Origin of the sequence: Williamsia maris, from assembly GCF_024171815.1 — a bacterium.
Taxonomy (GTDB): domain Bacteria; phylum Actinomycetota; class Actinomycetes; order Mycobacteriales; family Mycobacteriaceae; genus Williamsia_A; species Williamsia_A maris.
The window spans coordinates 73,447-98,643 of the sequence record NZ_JAMTCJ010000002.1 but is presented as its reverse complement, the minus strand read 5'-3'; the positions used below and the strand labels follow the sequence as shown (position 1 = coordinate 98,643).

Genomic DNA, 25,197 nt, shown 5'->3' with positions numbered 1-25,197 from the left:
GGCCTTGCTGCCACTGGTGGCGCGATCTCGTTGATCGCATAGTTTCTGACATGACCATCGCAGTGATACTCATCCCCGTCCTCGTCGTCGCTTTTGTCGCGGTCTACCGCAACCAGCTCGACACCGCCCACCTCCCTCGGGTGCCATTCGGCTTCGACCACGAGTTCGGCCCCGATTCCAGCCGGATCCGCGAAGAACTGGCAATACTGACGAGAACCGACGAAGTGGTTGCGGCGCAACGTCGCAGTGCGCTTCGATGACCCGGTAAGCCTCTGCCCGGCCAAGCCAGGAGTTCCCCGTGCTGTTCCACCGACAGATGTTCGCCGCCGTAATCGGCGCCCTCGCCCTCTCGGTGGTCACCCCGGTGGTGGCCGCGGCCGCGCCGGCACCGATCGAGTACGCCAACCTCGGTGACAGCTACAGCGCCGGATCCGGTGTGCTGCCCCTGGTGCCGGGAGCCCCGTTGCAGTGCGCACGATCGCAGAACAACTTCTCGCACATCGTCGCCGCGCGCCGCGGCTACCGGCTCACCGACGCGAGCTGCGGCTCGGCGCGCACGGCCGACTTCTACGGCCCGCAGGCCGGGATCGCCGGCACGCAGGCGCAACTGAACGCGGTCCGCCCGACCACCGACATCATCACCGTGATGATGGGTGGCAACGACTCCGGGACGTTCGGCGGGACGCTGCAGGCCTGTATCCGTGCCGCGCTGAACGCCCGGGGCGTCGCCGATCCCTGTCGTCGGCAGTACGGACAGTCGCTGATCGCCCCGATCGCGGCCCGGACACAACCCGCGTTGACGCGAGGACTGCGGGCGATCCGCGCCAAGGCGCCCCGGGCGCGGATCCTCGTGGTCGGTTATCCGTCGGTGTTCCCGCGCTCCGGGAACTGCTCGGCCGGCTTCCTGATCGCCCCCGGTGACACGCCGTATGTCCGCAGCGTCGCCGACGCGTTGAATCTCGCGGTGCGCCGAGCCGCGGAGGCCACCGGTGCGACGTTCGTCGACATGGCCCCGGCGTCGGTCGGGCACACGGCCTGCACGCCGCCGGGTGTTCGCTACGTCGAGCCGATTCTCGGTACCACGCAGATCATCCCGGCCCATCCGAACGCACGCGGTGAGCGCGCGATCGCGACGCAGGTCCTGGCTGCGATCAACCGTCGCTGACCTGGCGATCGACGGGCTACGGGTCTGACGGCGTCAGCGTGCGCCGACAAGCGCGGCAACCGCGGCGACGACGACCTCGCGGCGACGGGCCACTCCGACATCGGTGACGAGCGCGTCGTACTCCCGCACGTTGGACTCCCAGAACCCGGACAGATGAATGACCAGACCGAGGAGTTCGGCGGCGGTGAACGTCGTCGGTAGCAGCCCGTCCGACTGCGCCCGCGCCACCGATTCGATCTTTGCGGTGTTGCTCGCGATCACCACCTCGAGCGCGGCGTCGGCACCTCGTTCCAGCCGGTGCCAGGTCGCCAGACGTTGCACCCACGGCCGGCGCCGGTAGGAGTCGTGGAGTCGGCCCGCGTACTCCGGGAGGTCGGCCGGATCGATCGGGACCTCGTCCAGGGTCTCGCGACACATCTGGTCGAAGACGGCGTCGAACAGGCCGTCCTTGCTGTCGAAGTAGTGATAGATCTGCGCTTTGTTGCTTCGGGCCGCGGCAGCGATTCGGTCGACCCGTGCTCCGGCGACGCCGACGGCGGCGAATTCGTCACGCCCGGCCTCGAGTAGTCGCCGCTGCGTGGAGGCGGGATCGCGAGTGGTGCCGGGGGACATGCCGCGATCTTATCAACCGTCTGGTTGCCAACTCGCGCCTTCGGGTCTACCGTCGTTATCAAACGAACAGTTAGTTGATAGGAGAAGATCATGACGGTTTTTCTGGTGACCGGTGCATCGCGTGGACTCGGTCGATCGATCACCTCGGCGGCGCTGGAGTCGGGCCATTCGGTGGTCGCGGGCGTTCGTTCGATCGCACACCTCGACGACCTCGCGGCGGCACACGGCGATCGACTGCGGGTGGTGGCGTTGGACGTCACCGACGCGGCGGCTGCTCGCGCAGCAGTGGCCACCGCGGTGGATTCGTTCGGCGGTCTGGACGTGGTCGTGAACAACGCCGGGTACGCCAACATCGCGAGCATCGAGGAGGTCGACGCAGGCGACTTTCGGGAACAGGTGGCGACCAATCTGTTCGGAGTCGTCAACGTCACCAGGGCTGCGCTACCGGTACTCCGCAGGCAACGTTCCGGCCACGTCATCCAGATCTCCTCTGTCGGTGGGCGTCTCGCCACACCGGGACTCGGCGCCTACCAGACCTCGAAGTGGGCGGTGGGCGGCTTCTCGTCAGTCCTCGCCACCGAGGTCTCTCCGCTCGGCATCAAGGTCACCGTCCTCGAGCCGGGCGGCATGCGGACCGACTGGGCCGGATCGTCGATGCGGGTGGATCCCATCGGCCCCGACTATCAGGCGACCGTGGGCGCGTCAGCGCAGATGCACGAGGGCGCAACGATGGCGAGCGACCCCGACAAGGTGGCATCGCTGGTGTTGCGTATCGCCGAGATGGACCAGCCCCCACTGCGTTTGCTGGTCGGCCAAGACGCCTACACCTACGCGACCGCGGCCGGGCGGGCGTTGCTCGCGTCAGACGAGCAGTGGGCGGAACTGAGCGTGTCGACCACGGCCGACGACGCCACCGCCGAGCACCTCGATCCGCTGGGGTCTTCAGCGGGCTGAGACCTCAGATGATCGTCCCGACATCGGTGGCGACGATCTCGTCGAGGGCGCGTTCGGCCACTGCGGCGATGGTCATCGACGGGTTGCACGCGCCGGAGTTGCCGGGCATCAATGCGCCGTCGAGCACGTAGAGGCCCTTCTGTCCCTTGACGCGTCCCTCGAGGTCGCAGACCGCGCCCATGTTGGCCCCGCCCAACGGATGCCAGGTCGAGGGGAACAGCAGATTGGTGTCGACCAGGGTGCTCGCGGGTCCGGCGATCGAACGCACCGTGGGTCCGATGCGCCGGTTCTGGATGACGTGGTCGCCCTCCTTGGGCCACCGCAGTGTCGCGTCGTCGGACGACGAGTTGTAGACGAAACGACCGCGGGCATCGCTGACGCCGTACCCGACCATCATCGTGCTGTGGGCGTCGACGCCGAACGACGGGATCGAGGCCTGGATGACGGTGATCGCCGACGACGGGTCCTTCCAGTCCAGGCTTCCGAACACCACCGGCCCACCCTGGACCGCGCCGAAGTCGTCGGCGAAGTCGGTCCACAGGTAGATGCGGTCGGCGTTGCTGCCCCACCCGCGGCCGAGATCGTCAGGCATGTCCGGGATCTGGCCCTTCGCCGATGCGCGCATGAGGAGCTTGGTGGTGTTCATGGTGCCGGCCGCCATGACCAGGGTGGGGGTGGTCAGGATCTTGTTCTCCAGGACCCGCCCCGAGGTGTCGATGCGGTCGACGTGGACGATCCACCGGCCGTCTTTCGCGCGCTCGACGTCGGTGACGTGGTGGCGGGTGGCCACGGTGACCCGTCCGGTGGCCTCGGCCTGGGCGATGTAGGTGACGTCGACACTGTGTTTGCCGCCGTTGTTGACCCCGAGAGCGCCGGACCCGTCGGTGTAGGACGGCTTCATCTTCCCGCGGATCTCGTCGAGGGCGTAGTTCCAGTCGATCGGCATCGGGATCTTCGACACCGGCAGACCCGCGCGGCGGGCGCGTTGTGCGAACACCCTGGGCGCCTTGTAGTTCGGTGTCCGGATGAGTTCGTCCGGGGCGACCTCGAGCTGCAGCATCCGGGCCACCCGCGGGTAGTGGACGCGTGCCATCCGCTCGTAGTCGAGCGCCTGCGGGAAGTGCGAGTTGAACACCGCCTCCGACGGCTGCAGCGTCATGCCCTGGTAGACGAGCGACCCGCCACCGACGCCGGCCGCGCACAGTGCGGTCATGTTCTCGCCCGGCACCGCCTCGATCAGCCCGGTGTACGGCTCGAGTGCGACCGGCCGACCGAACAGCGTGGGGGCGGATTTGTACCAGAGGATGCGCTTGTCGGGGTTGAGGGGTGTGGCGAAGGTGTTGGCGTCGGGCCCTGTGCGCCAACGGTTCCCGCGCTCCAGGACGAGGACGTCGACACCGGCCTGGGCCAGGCGCAGCGCCGTCACGCCGCCGCCGAACCCTGATCCCACGACGACCACCCGATGCTCCTCACGGGTGGTGCGGACACGATCGACCTGCGCGGCGATGCCGGTGGTGGCGGCGTGGGCGAGCGATGGGGCGGCCGTGGCGGCCAGACCCGCTGCGGCCGCGCCGGTCAGGAACGAGCGGCGTGTGGTCACTGACAAGGGATCCCCGATCTCACGACGAGAAGGCTGCGCACCAGATGGTGAGGCACGTCACGGACGGACTAAAACTAGACAGTCTGGGGGTTAAGTGTCAATATTTGCGACGGGCGGCTGGTCAGCCGTTCGCGGTCATCGCGGGCAGCAACCACCGCGTCAGGAAGCGGCGCAGCGCGACGTCGGTGTGCACGGTCTCGTCGTCGAACAGGATGACCGACACCCCGAGCCGCAGGACGATGTCGACGAGACTGTCGAGCTCCGGCGCGACGTCCGGGTGCCGGGCGGCCATGGGCTCGAGGATCTGGCGCGCAACGGGTTTCGCGCGGTCCATCATGCCGTCGTCGAAGAAGGGGTTCGCTCGGCCCGGATCGAGCAATGTGGCGAGGACGGGGTGTGCGCGCACGGCGCCCCGCCCGGCGACGAGCAGTTCCACGATGTAGTCGAACGGGGTGGTGGTCGCCTCGAGTCGCAGCGTGATGTCGCCGAGAGCAGTCAGCGCAAGCCCGACGACGGCCTGCGAGACCAGGTCCTCACGGGTGCCGAAGATCGAGTAGACGGTCTGTCGGGACACGCCCGCCCGGTTCGCGACCGCGGCGATGGAGACGGCGTCGAACCCCTCGGACTCGATGATCTCGACGGTCGCGTCGAGGACCTTCTGCCGCGATCTCATGTGTTCATCATCGACCACGCCGACACGGCGTCGCGACTACGTCCCGCCGGTGTCGTCGGGGACGGGGAGCGGACGGTAGACCGCGAGCGAGCGGGACACGATCTCGAAGTGTGCCGTGCGCAGGTAGTCGCCGACCTCGCCGTCGTGGGCCACCAGGGTCTGGCCGTCGAGGGAGGTGACCGTGAACTCCGGGACCTCGAAGCGGTGGTAGAGCGCGCTGCGCTCGATCCGGCCGACCGCGAGCGCGGCCAGGATGCGCGTCGTGGCGAACCGATGGTCCACATCGATCACCCGCACGTCGAGCAGTCCGTCGTCGAGGGTGAACCGCTGCGTGGGCGCGAACCCGCCGGACCGGTACTGCGAGTTGCCCACGAACAGCAGTGACGTCCGTGCGGTGGTGCCGTTGAACGAGATCCGCACCGGCCGCTCACGTCGGACCGTGGACAGGGTCGCGTAGACACTGGCCAACGGTTTGCCGATCGTGTGCTCGAGCCGCTCGCGGGTCCGGACGAACCGCGGGTAGGCGCCGATGCTCGCGGTGTTGACGATGACGGCGGACCCGTTGAGTCGGATGACGTCGACGTAGGCGGCGGTGCCGCGTTCGATCGCCGAGACCGTCTCGGCGATGGTCGGACACCCGATGTCGCGGGCGAAGTGGTTGAACGTCCCGCCTGGGAAGACCGCCAGCGGGGTGTCGGTGTCGAGGGCGATCGCCGCGGCCGTGGCCACCGACCCGTCGCCGCCGCCGATCGCGATGACGTCGGCCCGGGCGGCCGCCGATCGCAGGATCGCCTCCACGTCGTCGCCGGATCCGATGGTGACGATCTCGGCCGCGGGCAGCGACCGGCGGACCTTGTCGATGATGCGTTCGCCGGTTCCGCCACCGGACGCGGGATTGACCACCAGGACGACGCCCTCGCCGTCGGGACGCGGCGGCACGGGCACGCGAGTCGACTCCGGGGTGGGCGGCCGGTGGTCCTCGTCGTCGGTGGGATGCATCCGGGCCAGTCCCAGCGCGATGCCCGCGCCGATGCCGAAGCCCACCGCGACGTCGCCGGGGTAGTGCGCGCCGGTGGCCACGCGGGACAACCCGACCAGGCCGGCGAGCGGTGCGAGCGCGAGCCCGAGCGTCCGGTTCTCCGCGGCCACGCCGACCGCGAACGCCGCGGCGCTGGCCGAGTGCCCCGACGGCATCGAACTCGACGTGGGGGTGCGCACGATGCGCGCTCGCGGGACCGACCCGGCGACCGGCCGCGACCGCCACCGCAGCCGCTTCGCGCCCTGGTTGGTGACCAGTGAGGTCGCCGCGAGGCTCGCCATCCCGCGGACCGCGCCGCGACGCGCGGACCGGCTGCCGAACACCCACAGTGCCGCGGCGACACCCATCCACAGCTTCGAGTGGTTCGCCGAGCGGGTGAGGCGCCGCATCGGTTCGTCGAGAACGGGGTTGTCGGAGTGCGCGACCGCGTCGAACAGGGCGTGGTCGGTGGCGCTGAACCACGTCTGCAGGCGAGCGGATGGTCGGGGACTGCTCCTGGCCATCGGTGTCGTACCTGCTCTCCTGGAGGCCCGGCGGCCGCACTGTGATGCATCTGTGTCGGGGCGGGAGAAGGTGATGCCCACGACGTCTGCCGCCACCGTAGTCGACGGCGTGGCGGGGCGTCTGTGCGTTACCGTCGGTCTCATGCACTATCGGCTGCGCCGCTCGGTGGCGACCATGACCCTGGCCACGGTCTTCGGGGTGTGGCTCCTGCGCTGCCTCAAGACCTTCGTGTTCGCGGTCCTGCGCGACGACCACGACGCCACCGTCCCCGACCCGCCCTCGGGTGATCTCGCGCGGCGGCGCGTCATGCAGGTCTCCGACTCGATCGACGTCGCGCGCTCACCCGGCGACCTCTATGCGATGGTCAGCGACCCCACCCGCATGGGCGAGTGGAGCCCGGAGAACCGCGGCGCCCGCATCCTCGACCCCGCCGCCGACGGCGAGGCCTTCGTCGGCATGCGGTTCCAGGGTCGCAACCTGCGCAATGGGGCCCGGTGGGTGACGCTGTGCACGGTGACCGCGGCGGATCCGGCGGAGCGGTTCGCCTTCCGCGTCCACGCCATCGGGGTGAAGAAGCCGCGGCTGCAGGCACCGAACGCGTCGTGGGAGTACCGCTTCGACCCGCTGCCCGACGGCGGGACCCGGATCACCGAGGAGTGGACCGACGACCGGACGCGCTGGCCCCGACCGGCCGTCGAGGTGTTCGACCGGATAGTTACCCGCGGGACCACGTTCCCGGAGTTCCAGCGCCGCAACATCGCCACCACGTTGGCCGCGCTCAAGAAGGCCGCCGAGTCCTGACGTCGCGGCTCACCACGCCAGTCGCGGGTGCAACTCCACGTCGCTGATGTCGACATCCGCCGGTCCGACGACCGCGGTACCGAACAGATCGTCGGCCAGGTCGTCGGTGTCGACGTCGAGCGTGCCCGCCCATCGACGGGCCCGGGCCGCCGACCGTGAGGTGGTCAGGGTGAGCGCCGGTGCGTCCTGGGCCCCGACCACGACCCGTCCGACGTCGGTGCTGTCGACGAGGTCGATGAGGCGGTCGAGCGATCCGGGACCGAGCCGGACCCGCCCGCGGACCTCGACGACGAACCGACTGCGCCGGGTGTTCTCGGGGACCCCGACGTGGATGCGGGCGTCGACGTCACCCCACTGCGCACGTAGCGCCGCCGCGTCGGGGCCACTGATCCACACCTGGGTGTCCCCGCTTGTCACCAGCGACCCGACCGTGACGAGAAGCGACGCGGCCGAGTGGTCCGTGGTGTCCACGATCGCGACGGTCTGGGGCACGGCGTAGACGACCCCGTGGGTGCGGGCGGCCGGATCGGTGACCAGCGGAGCCAGGGCCATCGCCTCGAGGTTCTTGTCCTGGCGGTCCTCGCCGGTGCGTTCGGCCCAGTCCGGGCCGTCGTGCCACGCGACGGCGTCGCGGACGTGGGCGAACACCGCACCCGCATCGAAGGCGCGATGCGCGAACTCCCAGTCCTCGCCCCCGTACGAGGTGAAGGACTCCTCGAATCGACCCACCTCGTCGAACAACGAACGCGCACAAGTCATCACGGCACTGATGATGAAGCGATACGAGCGTCGGTCGGCGTCGAGCAGATCGCGTGAGCCGGCATAGGCATCGCGCAGCCAGCCGGGCTCGGTCAGCTCCGGCGGAGCATCGGCGCCCTCGCTGAACCAGGCGCGCAGGTCCGTCGGGTCCCAGCCGGTCAGATCCGCGTGTCGCCGTCGGCCGACGGTCAGGGCATCGGGCACCGCCGCGGGCAGGCGGGTGGCGTTCTCGACGTAGGCGGGTTCGGGGACGGTGTCGGCGTCGAGGAAACACAGGATCTCTCCGTCCGCCGCCGACGCCCCGAGGTTCCGGGCGGCGGCCGCGCGGAAGCCATGGTCGGCCTGACGCACCACCGTCAGATCCAGCCGATCCCGGTACGCCCCGACATCGGGCGGGGTGGGCGAACCGTCGTCGGCGATGACCACCTGCAGCAGTGACGCCGGGTGGGTCTGCAGCGTCAGCGCCTCGAGCAATCGGTCCAGCTGCGCCTGCTGCCGGTAGTGGGGGACGACCACGGTGACCGTGGCGGGCGGCCGGGGCTCGTCGGGCACGAGATCCCACCGATTGCCCGGGACGACCCAGTGGCCGCCCGGCAGCGACAAAGGATCGTTCATCGGCGTGACCAGGCGTCGAACCGTGCGCGGTACATCGCGGCGACCTGCTCCGACGAGGGGAACACGACGACGTCGTCGGCCACCCAGGTCAGCTCCGGCTCGGCCGCGGCCCGGGCGATGGCGTCGCGGAGATCGCCCACGGAGTCACCATGCAGCCACAGCACGCCGGGCGAGTCGGCCTCGATCTCGGCGGTGTAGCGGTTGCGGGGGACCAGTGGCCTGCGCCCGGCCTCGATCCACGTGTTGATCGAGGCCGACGCGGACAGATGTCGGTGGAACGCCACGGGCACGGCGACCGACCGCAGGGCCGCCTCCAGGGCGGTGTCGGGGACGAAGCCCGTGGTCTCGAACGCGACGTCGACATCGGCCGCCCGGGTGGTCAGGTCGGCGATCATGTCCTCGTGTCCGTCGGCCACCGCGCCCAGGGCGAGCAGGCCGAGGTCGGCGTCGGCGCCGCCCAGGGCCTCGATGATCTCCGCGTGTCCCTTGCCCGGATAGATGAACCCGAGCACTCCGACCACGGGGCGGGTCGGTGCTCGCTCGCCCGGCGGTGTCGGGGCGCGGTCGAGGGCCAGGGGGATGACGTCGACACCACGGCGATCGGTGTGGTCGGCGAGCAGGGTGCGCTCGTGGTCGCTGGAGACGACGACCCCGTCGACCGCGTCGATCACCCGCCGGTACGCCGCGACGCGCATAGCGAAAGCGTGCCCGTCGGACGGCTGCGGTACGTCGTGCAGCGTGGCCGACACCGGTCGGTCCAACGCGTTTGTGAGCGAGACGAATTCGTCGGCCCCCAGCGTCGCGGTGGCCCCGAAGAGGCGGTCGGTGAAATGTATGTGTATCCGTTCGGCGTCCGGGATGGATCGCCCGCGCAGTTCGGCGATGTCGTCGGCGATGACCACGGGCCCGCCGACGACCGCGGCCGTGGCCATCGCGTGCCGCACGACGCCGTGCCGACGCGGGCCCACGATCACGTGGCAGACCGTCGGCGTCATGACGCGAGACCCAGCACGCGTATCCGTTCGTCGTGGCGGGTCAACGCCGCATCGATGAACTCCGGATGCTCCGCATACCACCGCATGTGGACGCGATGGACCTCGTCGGGATCGAGATCGACACCGTCGACCACCCAGTGCGGGACCGGCGGTCCGTCGAGTCCGAGTGCCCGCAGCACCCGGGGGTCCAGCGGCGCGCGGACCCCGCCGAGCAGAACCCGATCCGGCTCGCGCACCGCGCCGTCGACACCGGCCGCATCGAGGATCCGGCGTGCGAGCTCGACGAGCACCATGTTGCCCGGGTGGTTGATGGTGTGCGCCGCGTGCCGACCGGCCGGGGCGAGGACGTCGGAGATGGCGACGTCGGTGTCGCGGTGCTCGCGCCGGACCAGCTCGGAGACACTCAGATCGGCTGCGCGGCGCAGGTTCTCGTCGGTCACCTCGACGTCCCACGGGTCGGACTCGTTGTGTCCCTGCGCAACTGCGAGAACCGTCCGCAGATCGTGATACGGCACCCCCGCGGGCACCGCGCTGGGCTCCGACGGGTGTCGCACGATGATCTGGAACGGATGCAGTCCGGCGTAACGGATGACGGGCCAGCGGATCACCTGGGCGCCGGCGGGGAGCAGCGCGCGCAGATCATCGGTCCCGATGGGCAGCGATCGGTAGCCCGCACGCACCGGCTGCGACACCAGGACCGCGGTCCGGCGCAGCAGCCGTTCCACGTGCGGGAGGTCGGCGGCCTCGAGCTCGTGAACCGGGGGCACGCGGACGGTCTGGTAGGGGGTATCGTGGGGTGAACTCACCAGCGTCCGCACAGCCTCAGCCTGGCAATTACCCCAGACGAGCATCAGCGGTGCAGTGGCCGAATCCGTGCCGGGTAGTCCGTAGAAATCCCCGTAATGCCGGGTCCGTCCGTCCACCGTTCTCACCAGCGCAACGTAGCCGGGGTCGCCCCGCACGCGCCACATCACTTCGATTCGCCCCGTCGCATCGGCAGCCGAGCCCAGGTCCGATCTCGTGGCGGTGAGTCCGTGTTCGTCTCGTGAAGAAGGGCAGCATGATCACAGTCGCTTCCGTTCCGTCCGCACACGTCTATGTCGACCATCTCGCGCCGACCACCACCCCGGTCGACCAGCACAAACGGGTCATCCGTCTGCCGGACCCGACGCCGGCGAACGCGTCGATGGACGGGCAGTGGTGGCCACCGCGGCTGCTCGAGAACGACTGGCTGCTCGCCCACGTCAACGGTTTCGACGTGCTGCACGTCCACTTCGGGTTCGACACCTTCGCCCCCGAGGACCTCGCAGCGGTCGTCCGGACGCTGAACGCGTTCGACAAGCCCTTGGTGCTGACCGTGCATGACCTGCACAATCCTCATTTCCCGGACAACGACACCCACCTCGCGCAGCTCGACGTGCTGGTGCCCGCGGCGCACACCGTGATCACCCTGACGCAGGGTGCGGCCGACGCCATCGCGCAGCGGTGGGGCGTCCGTGCGCTGGTCATCGGCCATCCGCACGTCGTGCCGCTGACGCAGATCGGGCGCCCCCGTCCCCACGCCGACGGTTTCGTCGTCGGGATGCACGCGAAGAACCTACGGGCGAACCTCGATCCACTGACCCTGATGGACACCCTGGTCGAGGCGGTGCGCCGGATCCCGGACGCCACCCTGCGGCTCGACATCGACGACGACGTCTTCGACCACTTCAGCCACTGGTACTCGCCCACGACCGGCGCGAAGCTGTGCGATTACGCGACCTACGACGAGGTCGACATCCGGGTGCACCCGCGCTTCGACGACGCGCAGCTCTGGACCTACCTGGCGTCGATCGACGCGTCGGTCCTGCCGTACCGTTTCGGCACCCACTCGGGATGGCTGGAGGCGTGCCACGATCTCGGCACCGCGGTCATCGCCCCGAGCTGCGGGTTCTACGATCAGCAGCAATCCTGTGCGACATTTGATTTCGGTTCCGACACCTTCGATTCGGCATCGTTGATCGACGCGGTCGTCCGCACCCACGGCACCCCGACCGTCGCGGCGTCCCGGGCGCAGCGGACCGCCGAGCGTGACTCCATCGCCGCCGCGCACACCGCGGTCTACGAACGAGCCCTGGGTGATGCCCGATGAGCGATCGCCCGTTGCGCATCGCGATCCTCGGGTCGTCGAACTACCCGATCCAGCAACCGTTCGCCGGTGGACTCGAAGCGCACGTCTACTACCTCGCGCGCGCCCTGCAACAGCGCGGACACCACGTCAGCCTGTTCGCCGCACAGGGATCGTCGGTCGACCTCGTCGCCGAATTGCTACCGGTTCGGACGCTGGAACTGTCGCCGGTCTCGGTAGCCGACCCGTCGACCATGCCGCACGCGGTTCGCGAACACCACGCCTACCTGTCGGTGATGCTGGAGCTCGCCGGGATCCGGTCGAACTCGTTCGACATCGTCCACAACCACAGCCTTCATTACCTGCCCATCGCGATGTCGGCGACGCTGCCGGTGCCGATGGTGACGACCCTGCACACCCCGCCGTTCGCGTGGTTGGAGTCCGCGGTCGCCATCGCCCCGGAGCGGGCCAACACGTTCGCCGCGGTCAGCGAGTTCGTCGCCGACCAGTGGCGCCCGGTGGCGCCCGAGGTGTCGGTCGTGCGAAACGGCATCCCGGTCGGCGACTGGCCGGCCGGACCCGGCGGTGACTACGCCGTGTGGTCGGGACGGATCGTGCCCGAGAAGGGCACCCACCATGCGATCGAGGCCGCGGTCGCCGCGGGCGTCCCGCTGCGCATCGCGGGTCCGATCAGCAATCCCGACTACTTCCGCACCGAGGTCGAACCCCTGCTCGACGACACCATCACCTACGTCGGTCACCTGCGGCAGAAGGCGCTGGCCGAACTGCTCGGAGGTGCCGCCGTCGCTCTGGTGACACCGGTGTGGACCGAGCCGTACGGGCTGGTCGTCGCCGAGGCGCTTGCCTGCGGCACCCCGGTCGCCTCGTTCCGTCAGGGCGGGATCCCCGAGATACTCAGCCCGGCGTGCGGTGTTCTCGTCGAGCCGGGCGACAGTGCCGCCCTCGCGGCCGCGATTCCGCAGGCGGCGGCGCTGTCGCGGTCGGCGGCGCGTGCCCGGGCGGAGAGTTTCTGCTCCATCGAGGCCATGATCGACAGCTACGTGGACCTCTACGGCAGCGTGATCCGAGGTCGAGAGGTCGGCCTCGAACGGTCGATCGCGTGATCGGCTACTACGTTCATCACCACGGCGTCGGACACATGACCCGCGCCGACTCGATCGCACGCGCGCTGGACGAACCGGTCACGGTGTTGTCCTCGCGTCCCCGCCCCGTCGAGCACGGCAGCACCGACTGGATCGACCTGCCGATGGACACCGACCCCGCTCCGCCCGCCGACCCCACCGCCGGATCGGTGGTCCACTGGGCGCCGCTCGGGGTCACCGGGCTCACCGACCGGATGGCGGCCATCGCGGCCTGGATCGCCGAGACCTCACCGCGTCTCGTCGTGGTCGACGTCTCGGTCGAGGTCACCGCGTTCATCCGCCTGATGGGCGTCCCGGTCGTCGTGATGGCCATGCCGGGCTACCGCGGCGACGACGTCCACTCGCTGGCCTACCGGATGGCGTCGCACATCGTGGCACCGTGGTCGCGCGATGTCTACGACCCGGAGTGGTTGCGTCCCTTCGCCGACAAGACCACCTACTCCGGCTCGATCAGCCGCTTCGACGGCCGCGAGCGTGACGAGCGTGACGAGCCGCCGACCGTGCTGGTGCTCGGTGCGGCGGGCGGCACCTCGCTGACCGAGGAGATCCTGGCCGGCTGGACCGACCCGCGGTACCGGACCCATGCCGTGGGGTTCGGCGGCGCCGACTGGGTCGACGACGTCTGGCCGCTGCTGTGCACCGCCGACGTGGTCCTCACCCACGCCGGCCAGAACGCCGTCGCCGACGTCGCCGCCGCGGGGGTGCCCGCGGTCATCGTGCCGCAGCAGCGCCCCTTCGGCGAGCAGATCGCCACCGGTCACGCGCTCGCCACCGCCCAGATCGCCGCAGTGACCACCACCTGGCCGACGGCTCACGAGTGGACCCCGATCCTCGACCGCGCGACCGGCATCCGCCGTGGCGGGTGGGCCGCGTTACGAACGCATGGCGCCGCGACACGAGCGGCCCGAGCCATCGCCACCGCCGCGGACGGCTCGCGGAGCGCCGTGCGATGAAGATCGCCGTCGTCACCGTCGTCGCCGGACGCCATGACCACCTGACCGCCCAGATACGCGGACTGGTCGCATCGACGGTCGCGCCGTGCGAACACGTCGTCGTCGCGATGGGCGACGAGCGGATCGCGCCGATGCTCACCGAGATCGGGTCCACGGCCACCTGCATCGAGATCGCCGCGGACGGTCCACTCCCACTCGCGCGGGCCCGCAACCTCGGGGCCCGCCGTGCGATCGAGGGCGGCGCGGACCTGCTGGTGTTCCTCGATGTCGACTGCATCCCCGGTCGCAACCTGATCGCCCGCTACGCCGCCGCGGCCTGGGAGTCCGACAACCGGGACTGCCTGCTGTGCGGTCCGGTGACCTACCTGCCCGCGAACATCCACGTCGGCGACAGCCGGTCGCTGGACGACCTGACCGCGCCGCACCCGGCACGACCCGATCCGCCGAACGGACGGGTCGAACCCGGCGAGGATTTCGACCTGTTCTGGTCCCTGTCGTTCGCGGTCGAGCCGAGCACGTGGTCGGCGATCGGCGGGTTCTGCGAGGACTACCGAGGCTATGGCGGCGAGGACACCGACTTCGCCGCGACGGCCGAGCAGCGGGGTATCGGACTGCGGTGGATCGGCGGCGCCCACGCCTACCACCAGCACCACCCGGTGTCCGATCCCCCGGTCGAGCACCTCGACGACATCATCGACAACGCCCGGGTGTTCTTCGACCGGTGGGGTCGGTGGCCGATGACCGGATGGCTCGACGGGTTCGAGGAGCAGGGCCTGCTGCGGCGGGACCGCGAGGGGACCATCGCCCGCTCCGCCTGACCGCCGCGCGTCACACGAACGCTGAAACGCCGAACGCCGACAATGTGGATGTCCACATCGTCGGCGTTCGTGCGATTGCTCAGCGCAGACCGGGCGTGCCGGTCATGCGTCAGTCGCGATTGGGCATGTCCACCCGGACTCCGTCGCCGGGCTGCTCCGGGCCGGCGTTGGGGTGGTCCTGGGGCAGACGACCGCGGAACCGTGCGGCCTCGCTGTCCTGCAGGCCGGTGCCCGAGTGCTGTGGGCGGTGGTACGGGCCCGCCTTCGGTCGGACACGGCCACCGGGGAACGCCAGGCGCAGGATGGTGCGCTGCACCTGTCCCCACTGCTGGAAGAACGGTCCGGTGTTGTACGGCAGGTCGTAGCGCTCGCAGATGTCCTTCACCTTGGGGGCGATCTGCGAGTACCGCGAGCTGGGCATGTCCGGGTAGAGGTGGTGCTCGACCTGGTAGCTCAGGTTGCCGCTGGCGATGTGGAACAGCGGGCTGCCGTCGATGTTCGCCGCACCGACGAGCTGACGGGCGTACCAGGCCCCACGACTCTCGTCGGCCGCCTCCTCCTGGCTGAAGGTGTACGCCTGGTCCGGGAAGTGGCCGCAGAAGATGATCGCGTTCGACCACACGTTGCGCATGATGTTGGCGGTGAAGTTCGCCCAGAAGGTGGCGACGAACGTGTCCTCGACACCCGGCAGCGCCTTGTCGGCGAACTTCGCGACACGATCGGCCGGCTTGCTGTTCAGCTTGCGCAGGTGCTTGCCGAGACGCGAGGTGGGACGCTGACGCACCCGACCACCGGTCGCGAGCGCGGTCAGCGCGAAGGCACCCGCGCTGATGCCGGGCCAGCCGATGTAGTCCTTGATGATCTGGGCGCGCATCTTGCCACCGATGCCGCGCAGGTCCTTCAGGACGTCGGCAGGCGACTTCTCCCTGCGACGCAGCGCCTCGAGGTCGAGATCGTGCAGGGCGACACCCCACTCGAAGAAGGCGATCAGGAGCAGGTTGTAGAACGGCTGCGCCAGGTAGACCGGGTTCCACTTCTGGTGCGGGTCGATCCGCATGATCTCGTAGCCGAGGTCTTTGTCCTTGCCGCGGATGTTCGTGTACGTGTGGTGCACGTAGTTGTGCGAGTGCTTCCACGACTCGGCGGTCGACGCGGTGTCCCAGTCCCACACCGACGAGTGGATGGTCGGATCGTTCATCCAGTCCCACTGGCCGTGCATGACGTTGTGGCCGATCTCCATGTTCTCGAGGATCTTGGCGAACCCGAGTGCCGTGGTGCCGGCGAACCACGCGGGCTTGGACCGCGAGTTGAGCAGGACCACTCGGCCGAGCGCGGCGAGCTGACGCTGCGCGGCGATGACCGACTTGATGTAGTTGCGGTCCTTGTCGCCGAGGTCGCTGTAGACCTCGTCGTGGATCGCGTCGAACTCCTTGCCCAGACGCTCGATCGTCTCCTTGTCGAGATGGGCGATGGGGTTCTGGGTGGTGGGGCGTTGTTCTGTGGTCGTCATGATCGTTCCTCCCTGGTGGATCATCGTCGAACTGTGGTGCTGATCGTTCGGTGGGCGATACGCGGAGCTAGAGCTCAACTTCCACGGCGCCTTCGGCGCTGTTGACGCAGATCCGGATGGACTGGCCCTCCGGAGAGGACACGTCTCCCGTTCGCAGATCGCGGACCTGTCCCTTCCTCAATACACCAGTGCAGGTATGGCAGATACCGATCCTGCAGCCGTATTTGAGGTCCAGGCCCGCTTCTTCGCCTGCCTGCAGGATGGGTACTCCTGGCTCACACTCGAACTCGGCCTCGCTCTTGGTCATCGTGACCGTGCCGCCATCACCGTCGCCGGGGTCTGCGCCGAAGGTGGGTTGGAAGCGTTCGAGCAAGATCTGATCACCGATGTCGTTGGCCTTGTAGTGCTCGACGAGATCGTCGAGCAGCTCAGCCGGGCCGGACGCCATGGTGGTGCGTTCACGCCAATCCGGACACAGCTGGTCCAGATCCTCGGGCTTCATGCGACCTTCGTCGCCGGTCACCCGGAGGTTCAACGTGAAACCGTCATGCGCTTTGTCGAACCGCTCCAGCTCGCGCAGGAACATCGTCTGTTCGCGCTTGTGGATGGAGTGGATGGACACGATGTCGTTCATCTGATCGCGGTGATCGAGAGCACGCATCATGCTCATGATCGGCGTGATGCCGCTGCCTGCGCTGATGAACAGCATCTTCTCCGGTAGCGGGTCGGGCAACAGGAACGTGCCCTCGACGTCGCTGAGACGCACGATCTCACCCGGTCGGATCGCACGCACGAGGTAGGGCGACACCGTGCCGTTGTCGACGAACTTCGGGGAGACGCTGATCAACCCGTCACGCGGTTCGGGATCAGAGGTCAGGGAGTACGCCCGCCAGTGGAACTTCCCGTCGATGACCAGCCCGAGTCGGACGTACTGGCCGGGATCGTGGCCGGGCCATTCGTAACCGGGTTTGATCCACACGGTCGAGGCGTCGGTCCCCTCGGGGGTGACCTCCTCGACACGACCGCGAAGTTCCTTCGTCGTCCACAGCGGGTTGATGAGCTCGATGTAGTCATCGGGCTCGAGTGGGCTGAAGAGCGCTTTGATCCCCCGGAGAAATCCCCGACGGAGCGGGGACACCTGAGGAGTGGCGCCGCGTTCAGCCACGAGCAGTCCGAAGGGTGGAAGAAGAAGACACGTGACCTCGCATTGAGAGAGCTGACAGTGGTCAGGAACGGGCGGTGCTCGTGAGCTCTGCCCGCGACGAGTGGGCTTCACCGGCACAGAGCTGTGACACACACCATACCGTTGAACGTTGGTTCATGGACCATTTATTGGAAATCAGTGAACACCCGTCCACTCAAAATAGTCGCACGGTCGGGTCGGTGGCTTCAAGCCGGATCTGATCGAACTGCGCACCCATGGCCTCGGAGAGTGCGGTGGCCGCCGACAGCGGCCGGACCATCACCATGAAGTCATCGATGAGCCCGTCCGCGTTGACGTGGAGGAAGTCGCATCCGTTGATCGATTTCCCGCCCACGGTGGCGGTGAACATTAGCGCGTGGTCGGTGCCGGCCACGTCGTTGATCTCGCGGACGTATTCGAAATCGGAGAACACCCGCATCACGGCCCGCAGGATGGCGGCGGTGATCGCCTTGCCCGGGTAGGGCCTGAACGCCACCGGGCTGGTGAAGACGACGTCCTCGGCGAGGAGTCCCTCGATGGCGGCGTGGTCTCGGGCCTCGACGGCCTGGCGGAAGGCATGCAACGGCGTTCTCCGATCGCGGACGGGTGTGGGTTCGAGTCGAGCTTCGCAGCATCGAGCGGCCACGGGCAGGCGATCGGTGGAACGAATCCGGGTCGTCGAGCGCTGCATCTCGGGAGAGAACACATCGCAGTCAAGCCAGGGGCTGCTCGACTCGAGAGGTCATCCATGACACGTAGTACCCCCGGCGTCGCGCTGGTCGTCGGCGCCACCGGAATCTCCGGACAGACCATCTGTCGTCAGCTCGTCGCCGACGGATGGGACGTCCACGGGCTATCCCGCCAGGATTCCCTGCCCGTCGACGGTGTCACCGCCGTGCAGGCCGACCTGCTCGATCCCGACCAGCTCACCGAACGGCTGCGCGACGTCGCGCCGGAGGCGGTGTTCCTGACCGCCTGGATGAAGCAGGACAGCGAGGACGAGAACATCCGGGTCAACAGCCAGATCCTGCGCAACGTCTTCGCGGCGCTCGAGCCGCAGCGCTCGGTCCGACACGTCGCGCTGATGACCGGGCTCAAGCACTACCTCGGGCCGTTCGAGGACTACGGCACCGCGGTCATGGCCGAGACGCCGTTCCACGAGTCCGAACCGCGTCTGGACAACAAGAACTTCTACTACGCGCAGGAGGACGAGCTCTTCGCCGCGGCGGAGCGGATGGGTTACACGTGGAGCGTGCACCGCGCGCACACCATCTTCGGCTTCGCCGTCGGCAACGCCATGAACATGGCGCTGACGCTGTCGGTGTACGCCACCCTCTGCAAGGAGAGCGGACGCCCGTTCGTCTTCCCCGGCTCCGAGACCCAGTGGAACGGGCTGGTCGACGTCACCGACGCGAACCTGCTGGCCGAACAGATGGTCTGGGCCTCCACCGCACCCGAGGGTCGCGACGAGGCGTTCAACATCGCAAACGGTGACGTGTTCCGCTGGCGCTGGCTGTGGCCGCAGGTGGCTGCGCACTTCGACATCGAGCCGGTCGGTTTCGACGGCGAGCCCCAGCCGCTCGACGGCCGGATGGACTCGGCGGCGTCGGAGTGGCGGGCGATCGCGGAGAAGTACGACCTCATCGAGCCCGACGTGGACCGGTTGGCGTCGTGGTGGCACACCGACAGCGACCTCGGCCGCGACATCGAGTGCCTCACCGACATGACCAAGAGCCGTCAAGCAGGGTTCCTCGGTTTCCGGTCGACACCGGACAGTTTCGCGTCCGCGCTCGAGCAGTACCGCGAGGCCAAGATCATCCCCTGATCTCGCGATTCCCCGGTACGCGGCGTCGACCGGCCTACCGGGGTGCGAGAAGCATTCGTACGTGCGGGATCCCGGCGTCGAGATAGTTCTCGCCTGCCCGGACGAAGCCGAAGCGGCCGTACCACTCCTCGAGGTGCGCCTGCGCGGAGATCTCGACGGCGCCCGGGTACGCCTGCAGTGCGGCGGTGATGAGTTGTCCGGCCTGGCCGCGGCCCCGCGCGTGCACGGCCGTCGCCACCCGTCCGATGTGGACCGCGTCGTCGACGAGCACGCGCAGAGTGGCGGTCACCTCACCGTTCGCGTCCTGCATCCAGAACAGGTCCGTCGTCGGCGCCAGGTCCGCGCCGTCGAGTTCGATCTCATCGATGATCCGCTGCTCGTGGACGAACACCGCGACCCGCAGCGCCATGATGCGGTAGAGGGTGTGCTGGTCGACCTGGGCGAGCGGCGCGTGGTGGACGGTGTTCATCGTCGATCCGTTCTGTCGGAGTAGGGGAGTGGTCCGCGCGCGGTCGGCGCCCGCGTCGCGACACGAGGGCGCACATGGTGAGCCCGAGAAGGATCAGATAGACCGGGAACGCGACGGTGGTGACGTCGTAGGTGGACAGGCTCAGCAGCGCGAGCGAGCCGTTCGCGGCGGCGAGCAGGTAGACCACGGGGCGTTCGGTGTCCGGTCGTCGCCACGCCTTGACGATGGTGGGGACACCGCCGATCGCGTCGGCGACCACTGCGGTGAGGACGGCCAGAACTGGATCGTCGAGGGCCAGCCACGCCACCAGTGCGACGGCGGCCACCGCGCCGCATGACCGGTCGAATCCGCTGACCCGCCAGTAACTCGAGCGATTGACGAACGACGCGCAGAGGATCAGGAACGGCCCCAGACCGACCGCGAGTGTGGTGACCGCGGGCAGTCCGACGCCGTCACCGATCTGCGCCCCGAACGCGATGCCGGGCGCTGCCGCCCACAGAAACCACGTGACCCGGTTGGGTCGCACGACACCACGCAGGGTGAGTACGGCGTACCAGGAACTGCCCATCATCGACAGAGCTGCGCCGAGCAGCGCGTATCCGGGGTCGATCACGCCGTCGCCCCTCTGATTCGCTCGACCACGTCTGCGATCGTGCGGCGCGCCAACCGTTCCTGTGCCGCGGCCGGATACGTCGGACTGTCGAGAACCGCCAGGACCGCGATGCCCTCCATCGTGGCGACGATCTCCTGCGCCCACTCGGTGGCCTCGACATCGGTGACGTGCGAACCGAGATCGGCGACGAGTCCGGTGATGCGCTCCAACCACTGCCGCGTGTTGTGCACGTGCAGCTCGCGCAGCTCGGCGTCGGCGATGGACGCCGCCGCGAAGCCGGTGAAGATGCGGGCCTCCACCATCCGCACGTCGTCGAGCGGCAGCACGGTGCAGGCGACGGCGAGGAGGCGCTTCGCCGCGGGTTCACCGGCGTCGACGCCGTCGGCGCGTGTCGCGGTGCGGTCGAACAGGGTCTGGCGTGCGTGGACCAGCATCGCCGACCTCGACCCGAAGCGGTGCATGATCAGGCCGGTGGTGCAGTCCGCGCGTGCCGCGACCGCGCGGACGGTCGTGGCCTCGATCCCCAGCTCCGCGACCGTGTCCCACACCGCGCGGGATACGCGGTGGCGCGCGGCATCGGCAGTCATGGTCGTCCACCTCCGCGTACACGTTCGTAACAGTTGTTACGAGAAATCGTAACAGGTGTTACCGGCACCCCACGCGTCTGAGGCGATCCGCGGCAGTTGTTCTCGTCCGCGGCAGCTGCAGGTGCCGCGTGTGGACACAAGTGCCGCGTATTTGGACCTACTCGCGGCCCTCGGCGACGATCGCCGCCGCGATCTCCGTCAGCAGACGCCGCAGCATCGGTGAGTCGGTGTCGCCGAAGACGTTGTCCGGCAACGCTGAATGCAGGGACACGACTCCGGTCATCAACGCGAACAGCAACGCACCGCGCAGTCGGGCCTCGTCGGCGTCGACGGCGTCGCCCTCGATGTCGGCGGCGAAACGGTTGACGACCGCGGTGAGCGTGCGTCGTCGCAAATCCGCGGTGGCCGCGTCGCCGGCCGCGTCGCGGACGAGCAACAGCAGTGGGTTCTCGTGCCCGAACTCCGGCCAGGCGTCCGGGTGCAGGCCCGCGAGCAGATCGTCGATGACGGTCTCGGGCCGGGCGGCGCCGTCGGTGGGTCGGCCGTCGAACACGTGCGCCGTCTCGGCCAGCACCGCGGCCAGTAGTCCGTCCTTGGAGCCGAAGTAGCGGTTGATCAGTGAGACGTTCGCGCCGGCGTCGGCCGCGATCTCGCGCACCGTGGTCCGCTCGTACCCGAAGACGGTGAACCGTCGCTTCGCCGCCCGGAGCAGGTCGGCCCGGGTGGCGTCGGCGTTGCGCTCACGGCCGGCCGGTTCACCGGGTGTCGGCGCGGCAGGCTCATGTAAACGCATGTTGACCAGAATGCCACACGCGCCTAGCCTCATGTGTAAACGTGCGTTTGCTTAGCGAGGGAGTGGCGGGATGACCAACACAACAGGGGTGCAGGACGGCGTGGCCGCCGAGTCGGGCTGGCGCGCGAACCTGGAGATCATCGCCATCGGGCTGGGGGCCCTGATGGCGGCGCTGGCCCAGACGCTGGTGCTGCCGGTGCTGCCGCTGATCTCCCGCGACATCGGGGCGTCGACCACCGAGGCGCAGTGGTTGCTGACGTCGACGCTGCTGGTCGGTGCGGCCGCGGTTCCTGTCATCGGCCGGCTGGCCGACATGTACGGACGGCGCCTGATGCTGGTCGTCGCCCTCGGTGCACTGCTGGTCGGTTCGGTGATCGACGCCCTGACCGACGACATCCGGATCATGATCCTGGGCCGCGCGATCACCGGCCTGTCCAGCGCCGCGATCCCGCTCGGCATCTCGCTGTTGTCGGCGGTGCTGCCCGAGCAGCGCAAGGGCTCGGCTGTCGCGCTGGTCAGCGCGATGCTGGGTGTCGGAGGTGCACTCGGACTCCCGCTCGCGGGCATTGTCGCCGAGCACTTCGACTACCACGCGCTGTACTGGATCGGCGCGGTCGGAGCGCTGGCCAGCATCGTGCTGGTGCTGACGGTCGTCGGCAACCCGCGTGGTGCGCGTCCCGGTGCGATCGACTTCCCCGGGATCATCCTGCTCGTCGGCGGACTCGTCTGCCTGGTCCTCCCGCTGTCGCAGGGGTCGTCCTGGGGGTGGGGCTCGTTCGCGACGATCGGTCTGCTGGTCGCCTCGGTGGTGCTGTTGGCGTTGCTGGTCGTCGTCGAGAAGCGTTCGCCCGACCCGCTCGTCGACATGCGCGCGCTGTCCAACCCGCCGGTCGCCATCACCAACGTGGCCTCGATCTTCGTCGGCTTCGCTCTGTTCGCGAGTTTCGTGGGCACCGCGAACTACGTGCAGGCCCCCGAGGCCACCGGATACGGGTTCGGATCGTCGGTGCTCGTCGCCGGTCTGTGCCTGATGCCCAGCGGCGTGCTGATGCTCGTGTTGGCGCCGGTCGCCGCTCGGCTGATGAAGGCCTGGGGGCCCGGTCGGGTGCTGTTCGTCGGCGGATTGATCATCGCCGCCGGCCTCATCGTGCGCATCATCCTCACCGATTCGCTGTGGCAGATCATCCTGGGCAGCACGATCGTCGGCGCCGGTACCGGCATCGCCTACGCATCGCTGCCGTCGCTGATCAACGTGCACACGCCGGCGGCCGACCTCGCGGCCGCGAACGGGATCAACACCCTCGCACGGTCGTTGGGCAGCACGCTGGCCAGCGCGGTCGGCGGCAGCCTGCTGGCCGCGGTGACCGTCACGGTCGGTGGGGCGGCGTTGCCGTCGCTGGGTGGATACCAGATCCTGTTCACCATCTGCGCGGTCGCCGCGACCCTCGCGGCGTTCGCCGGCATGGTGGTGTCGTCGCCGAAACTCGCCACGCACGACCGCCAGGACGTACTCGAACCCGTGTAGTCGGCGCCGATCAGGCGGACATGTCGATGTCGGTGCCGACGCCGGCGGCACGCGCCCACCCGATCACCAGCGCCGCGGCGGCGAGGTCCTGGAGTCCGATCCCGGTGGAGTCGAACAGGGTGATCTCGTCGTCCGCGCGGCGGCCGACGGTCCTTCCGGCGATGACGTCGCCGAGCTCGATGGCGATGTCGGCTTCGGTGATCGCGCCCTCGGCGATGGCCATAAGCGCGTCGCCCGACTTCGCCAGCGCGGTGGCCCGGCTGTCCACGACGACCCGGGATCGGGCCATCGCGTGGCCGTCCACCTCGCGTTCGTCGGGTCGGGGTGCGGCCCCCACCGCGTTGACGTGCGTCCCCGGCCGGAGCGACTCACCGAGCAGGATCGGTGTCACCGACGGCGTGAGGGTGCAGAGGATGTCCGCCTGAGCGGCAACGTGATCGACCGACTCGGCCGCCACGACGGGGATCGCCATGTCCGCGACCTTCTCGCGGAACGCATCGACCGTCGAGGCCGACCGAGACCAGACCACGAGGCGGTCGATGGGACGGACGAGTGAGATGGAGCGCGCGTGTTCGACCGCGAGATTGCCGGCACCGACGAACCCGAGCGTCGATGCCTCGGCCCGAGCAAGATGTCTGGTCGCGACGGCACTGGTTGCGGCGGTTCGCATGGCGGTGATCGCCCGTCCGTCAATCAGGGCCACGCATTCGCCGGTGACCGTCGAGGTGACCACGATCGTCGACCGCTGCCGTGGTCGACCGTGGGCCGGGTTACCGGGCAGATCGGAAAGGACCTTCACCGCAACGAGTTCTGCGGTTCGCAGCTCGGCCGCCATCCCGATCACCGCCCCGTCCGCGGGTGCGTGCATGGAGATCGGGCGGGGATTCTGGGCGGCACCGGTACTCAGGTCGGCATGGGCCTGCTCGACCGCGTCGCGGACTGCGACACGGTCGAGCAGGGCGGCCACGTGGGAGTGCCGCAACACCAGGGTCATCGGAGTCAGCCGACCGCAACCAGCTCGGCCGCGTCGACGATCCGGGTGTCCACCAGGTCTGCGAAGGCCGGTGCCTGACGCACCATGCCCTCCTCGGCGAGGATGCGCATCCACCGATCGGTGGCGGGGCCGTCGATGCGGACGGTGTCCCAGGTGCGCGAGGCCTGGATCCGAGCGCACGACGCCGACAGCGTCGCGAGCGGCATGGACGGCCAGTGCTCGGCCAGCAGCGGCTCCAGTTCGGAGACCGGCGCCTGCCGGACCGCGGCCATGCCGTCGCTCAGCGCCGAGGTGAAGGCGACGAGACGCTCACTGAGTTCGTCGAATCGATCTGTGCGGCAGTAGTACACGCTGTTGGGCCCGAGCCCGCCGACCTCGGCGTACTCGACCGCGATGTGCCCGGTACCGCGGTCGTGCATCGACTGTGCCGTGGTGATGTCGAGGATGATCGCGTCACCCAAGCCGGCCTCGAACAGCTCGACGAACATCGGGGTGGACAGGTCACGCAGGAACGTGGTGCGCGACGAATCGACACCGGCCTCGCGCATCATCCCGGCGGTGATGGCATACGGAGCGCTGCCGCCGATGCCGGGGGCCAGGACCGTGGTCCCGGTCAGCGATGACCATTCGAATTCGCCGAACTGCTCGGTGCGGGTGACCAGCGCCTTGGGGAACTGGTGGTTGAGCTGGGCGAAGACGGTGAGTTCACGGGGCGTGCCGTGGTACATCCCGGGGACCCAGAGTCCGCCGAGTGCGACGTCGGCCGATCCGTCGGCCAGGTCGTCGAGTACCCCGGTCCACGGGTCGCAGGCCTTCGCGTGCACCGTGAGGTCGCGGTCGGCGAAGAGACCGGCGTGGTCCGCGTAGTACTCGGGCAGGTAGTTGAGCCCGTGTGCGGTGGCGGAGATGGCGAGGTGTGACATTGCGATACAACTTTCTG

Annotated in this window: 26 protein-coding genes; 10 read left to right on the top strand and 16 right to left on the bottom strand. The window is 68.9% G+C overall.

Annotation, left to right across the window (positions count from 1 at the left end; all coding sequences use genetic code 11):
- Nucleotides 1-50: 50 nt before the first annotated feature.
- Both LX13_RS07330 and LX13_RS07325 read left to right on the top strand, forming a co-directional pair.
- The gene (locus tag LX13_RS07330) at nt 51-260 is read left to right on the top strand and encodes a hypothetical protein (RefSeq protein ID WP_253660693.1); all 210 of its coding nucleotides are present in this window, start codon (nt 51-53) and stop codon (nt 258-260) included.
- A 38-nt stretch (nt 261-298) separates the two neighbouring features.
- A complete protein-coding gene (locus LX13_RS07325) occupies nt 299-1,165 on the top strand; it encodes an SGNH/GDSL hydrolase family protein (RefSeq protein ID WP_253660692.1) in 867 nt (288 codons plus the stop codon).
- Nucleotides 1,166-1,198: 33 nt separating this feature from the next.
- Here LX13_RS07325 and LX13_RS07320 read toward each other — a convergent pair whose 3' ends face one another.
- Complete coding sequence (locus LX13_RS07320; protein WP_253660691.1) at nt 1,199-1,777, bottom strand: TetR/AcrR family transcriptional regulator; 579 nt, start codon at nt 1,775-1,777, stop codon at nt 1,199-1,201.
- Between the two features lie 87 nt (nt 1,778-1,864).
- Here LX13_RS07320 and LX13_RS07315 point away from each other — a divergent pair, with 87 nt between their 5' ends.
- Entirely contained in the window at nt 1,865-2,731 is an 867-nt protein-coding gene (locus LX13_RS07315) for an SDR family NAD(P)-dependent oxidoreductase (RefSeq protein WP_372499894.1), read from the top strand.
- Between the two features lie 4 nt (nt 2,732-2,735).
- Here the strand turns inward: LX13_RS07315 and LX13_RS07310 are convergent, their stop codons facing one another.
- From LX13_RS07310 to LX13_RS07300, 3 genes are all read right to left on the bottom strand, one after another.
- Nucleotides 2,736-4,337 carry a GMC oxidoreductase gene (locus LX13_RS07310; RefSeq protein WP_253660689.1) on the bottom strand — a complete coding sequence of 534 codons (1,602 nt, stop codon included), beginning with the start codon at nt 4,335-4,337 and terminating at the stop codon, nt 2,736-2,738.
- Between the two features lie 115 nt (nt 4,338-4,452).
- Nucleotides 4,453-5,004 (bottom strand): TetR/AcrR family transcriptional regulator, encoded by a 552-nt coding sequence (locus tag LX13_RS07305; RefSeq protein WP_253660688.1) that lies wholly within the window; start codon nt 5,002-5,004, stop codon nt 4,453-4,455.
- A gap of 36 nt (nt 5,005-5,040) precedes the next feature.
- Nucleotides 5,041-6,546 carry a bifunctional phosphatase PAP2/diacylglycerol kinase family protein gene (locus tag LX13_RS07300; protein WP_253660687.1) on the bottom strand — a complete coding sequence of 502 codons (1,506 nt, stop codon included), beginning with the start codon at nt 6,544-6,546 and terminating at the stop codon, nt 5,041-5,043.
- Nucleotides 6,547-6,688: 142 nt separating this feature from the next.
- On the opposite strand from LX13_RS07300, the gene LX13_RS07295 reads away from it, so the two are divergent.
- A complete protein-coding gene (locus tag LX13_RS07295; protein WP_308214718.1) occupies nt 6,689-7,348 on the top strand; it encodes an SRPBCC family protein in 660 nt (219 codons plus the stop codon).
- A gap of 9 nt (nt 7,349-7,357) precedes the next feature.
- Here LX13_RS07295 and LX13_RS07290 read toward each other — a convergent pair whose 3' ends face one another.
- Genes LX13_RS07290 through LX13_RS07280 form a run of 3 tightly spaced genes read right to left on the bottom strand, consistent with a single transcriptional unit; the run spans nt 7,358 to nt 10,649 of the window.
- Entirely contained in the window at nt 7,358-8,722 is a 1,365-nt protein-coding gene (locus tag LX13_RS07290; RefSeq protein WP_253660686.1) for a glycosyltransferase, read from the bottom strand.
- Nucleotides 8,719-9,717, bottom strand: a complete 999-nt coding sequence (locus LX13_RS07285; protein ID WP_253660685.1) for a glycosyltransferase family protein — start codon at nt 9,715-9,717, stop codon at nt 8,719-8,721. Before LX13_RS07285 ends, LX13_RS07290 begins: the two co-directional genes overlap by 4 nt.
- Nucleotides 9,714-10,649, bottom strand: a complete 936-nt coding sequence (locus LX13_RS07280; protein ID WP_308214717.1) for a WcbI family polysaccharide biosynthesis putative acetyltransferase — start codon at nt 10,647-10,649, stop codon at nt 9,714-9,716. The genes LX13_RS07285 and LX13_RS07280 overlap by 4 nt, the downstream gene beginning before the upstream one ends.
- A gap of 128 nt (nt 10,650-10,777) precedes the next feature.
- On the opposite strand from LX13_RS07280, the gene LX13_RS07275 reads away from it, so the two are divergent.
- From LX13_RS07275 to LX13_RS07260, 4 genes are read left to right on the top strand one after another with little or no spacing between them, the layout of a single operon-like run.
- Nucleotides 10,778-11,848, top strand: a complete 1,071-nt coding sequence (locus LX13_RS07275; protein WP_253660683.1) for a glycosyltransferase — start codon at nt 10,778-10,780, stop codon at nt 11,846-11,848.
- Nucleotides 11,845-12,948 (top strand): glycosyltransferase, encoded by a 1,104-nt coding sequence (locus tag LX13_RS07270; RefSeq protein WP_253660682.1) that lies wholly within the window; start codon nt 11,845-11,847, stop codon nt 12,946-12,948. Before LX13_RS07275 ends, LX13_RS07270 begins: the two co-directional genes overlap by 4 nt.
- On the top strand, nt 12,945-13,940 hold the full coding sequence (locus LX13_RS07265) for a glycosyltransferase (RefSeq protein WP_253660681.1): 996 nt from the start codon (nt 12,945-12,947) through the stop codon (nt 13,938-13,940). Before LX13_RS07270 ends, LX13_RS07265 begins: the two co-directional genes overlap by 4 nt.
- Complete coding sequence (locus LX13_RS07260) at nt 13,937-14,758, top strand: glycosyltransferase family 2 protein (RefSeq protein ID WP_253660680.1); 822 nt, start codon at nt 13,937-13,939, stop codon at nt 14,756-14,758. The genes LX13_RS07265 and LX13_RS07260 overlap by 4 nt, the downstream gene beginning before the upstream one ends.
- A 109-nt stretch (nt 14,759-14,867) precedes the next feature.
- On the opposite strand, the gene LX13_RS07255 is transcribed toward LX13_RS07260, so the two are convergent.
- The 3 genes from LX13_RS07255 to LX13_RS07245 all read right to left on the bottom strand — a co-directional run bounded on the left by LX13_RS07255 (nt 14,868) and on the right by LX13_RS07245 (nt 18,034).
- The gene (locus tag LX13_RS07255; protein ID WP_253660679.1) at nt 14,868-16,268 is read right to left on the bottom strand and encodes a fatty acid desaturase family protein; all 1,401 of its coding nucleotides are present in this window, start codon (nt 16,266-16,268) and stop codon (nt 14,868-14,870) included.
- 67 nt (nt 16,269-16,335) lie between these two features.
- Nucleotides 16,336-17,433 carry a ferredoxin reductase gene (locus LX13_RS07250; protein ID WP_253660678.1) on the bottom strand — a complete coding sequence of 366 codons (1,098 nt, stop codon included), beginning with the start codon at nt 17,431-17,433 and terminating at the stop codon, nt 16,336-16,338.
- 193 nt (nt 17,434-17,626) lie between these two features.
- On the bottom strand, nt 17,627-18,034 hold the full coding sequence (locus tag LX13_RS07245) for a nuclear transport factor 2 family protein (protein WP_253660677.1): 408 nt from the start codon (nt 18,032-18,034) through the stop codon (nt 17,627-17,629).
- A gap of 165 nt (nt 18,035-18,199) precedes the next feature.
- Between LX13_RS07245 and LX13_RS07240 the strand changes: the two genes are divergently transcribed.
- Nucleotides 18,200-19,276, top strand: coding sequence for an SDR family oxidoreductase (locus tag LX13_RS07240; protein ID WP_253660676.1), 1,077 nt, complete (start codon nt 18,200-18,202; stop codon nt 19,274-19,276).
- Between the two features lie 34 nt (nt 19,277-19,310).
- Here LX13_RS07240 and LX13_RS07235 read toward each other — a convergent pair whose 3' ends face one another.
- The 4 genes from LX13_RS07235 to LX13_RS07220 form a co-directional block, all read right to left on the bottom strand.
- Nucleotides 19,311-19,745 (bottom strand): GNAT family N-acetyltransferase, encoded by a 435-nt coding sequence (locus LX13_RS07235; protein WP_253660675.1) that lies wholly within the window; start codon nt 19,743-19,745, stop codon nt 19,311-19,313.
- Nucleotides 19,636-20,358 (bottom strand): hypothetical protein, encoded by a 723-nt coding sequence (locus tag LX13_RS07230; RefSeq protein ID WP_253660674.1) that lies wholly within the window; start codon nt 20,356-20,358, stop codon nt 19,636-19,638. Before LX13_RS07230 ends, LX13_RS07235 begins: the two co-directional genes overlap by 110 nt.
- The gene (locus LX13_RS07225; RefSeq protein WP_253660673.1) at nt 20,355-20,945 is read right to left on the bottom strand and encodes a TetR/AcrR family transcriptional regulator; all 591 of its coding nucleotides are present in this window, start codon (nt 20,943-20,945) and stop codon (nt 20,355-20,357) included. Before LX13_RS07225 ends, LX13_RS07230 begins: the two co-directional genes overlap by 4 nt.
- A 157-nt stretch (nt 20,946-21,102) precedes the next feature.
- On the bottom strand, nt 21,103-21,738 hold the full coding sequence (locus tag LX13_RS07220; protein ID WP_253660672.1) for a TetR/AcrR family transcriptional regulator: 636 nt from the start codon (nt 21,736-21,738) through the stop codon (nt 21,103-21,105).
- Nucleotides 21,739-21,808: 70 nt separating this feature from the next.
- Between LX13_RS07220 and LX13_RS07215 the strand changes: the two genes are divergently transcribed.
- On the top strand, nt 21,809-23,263 hold the full coding sequence (locus LX13_RS07215; RefSeq protein WP_253660671.1) for an MFS transporter: 1,455 nt from the start codon (nt 21,809-21,811) through the stop codon (nt 23,261-23,263).
- 10 nt (nt 23,264-23,273) lie between these two features.
- Here the strand turns inward: LX13_RS07215 and LX13_RS07210 are convergent, their stop codons facing one another.
- Both LX13_RS07210 and LX13_RS07205 read right to left on the bottom strand, forming a co-directional pair.
- A complete protein-coding gene (locus tag LX13_RS07210; protein ID WP_253660670.1) occupies nt 23,274-24,257 on the bottom strand; it encodes an ornithine cyclodeaminase family protein in 984 nt (327 codons plus the stop codon).
- Between the two features lie 5 nt (nt 24,258-24,262).
- A complete protein-coding gene (locus tag LX13_RS07205) occupies nt 24,263-25,180 on the bottom strand; it encodes an ABC transporter substrate-binding protein (RefSeq protein WP_253660669.1) in 918 nt (305 codons plus the stop codon).
- Between the last annotated feature and the right edge of the window lie 17 nt (nt 25,181-25,197).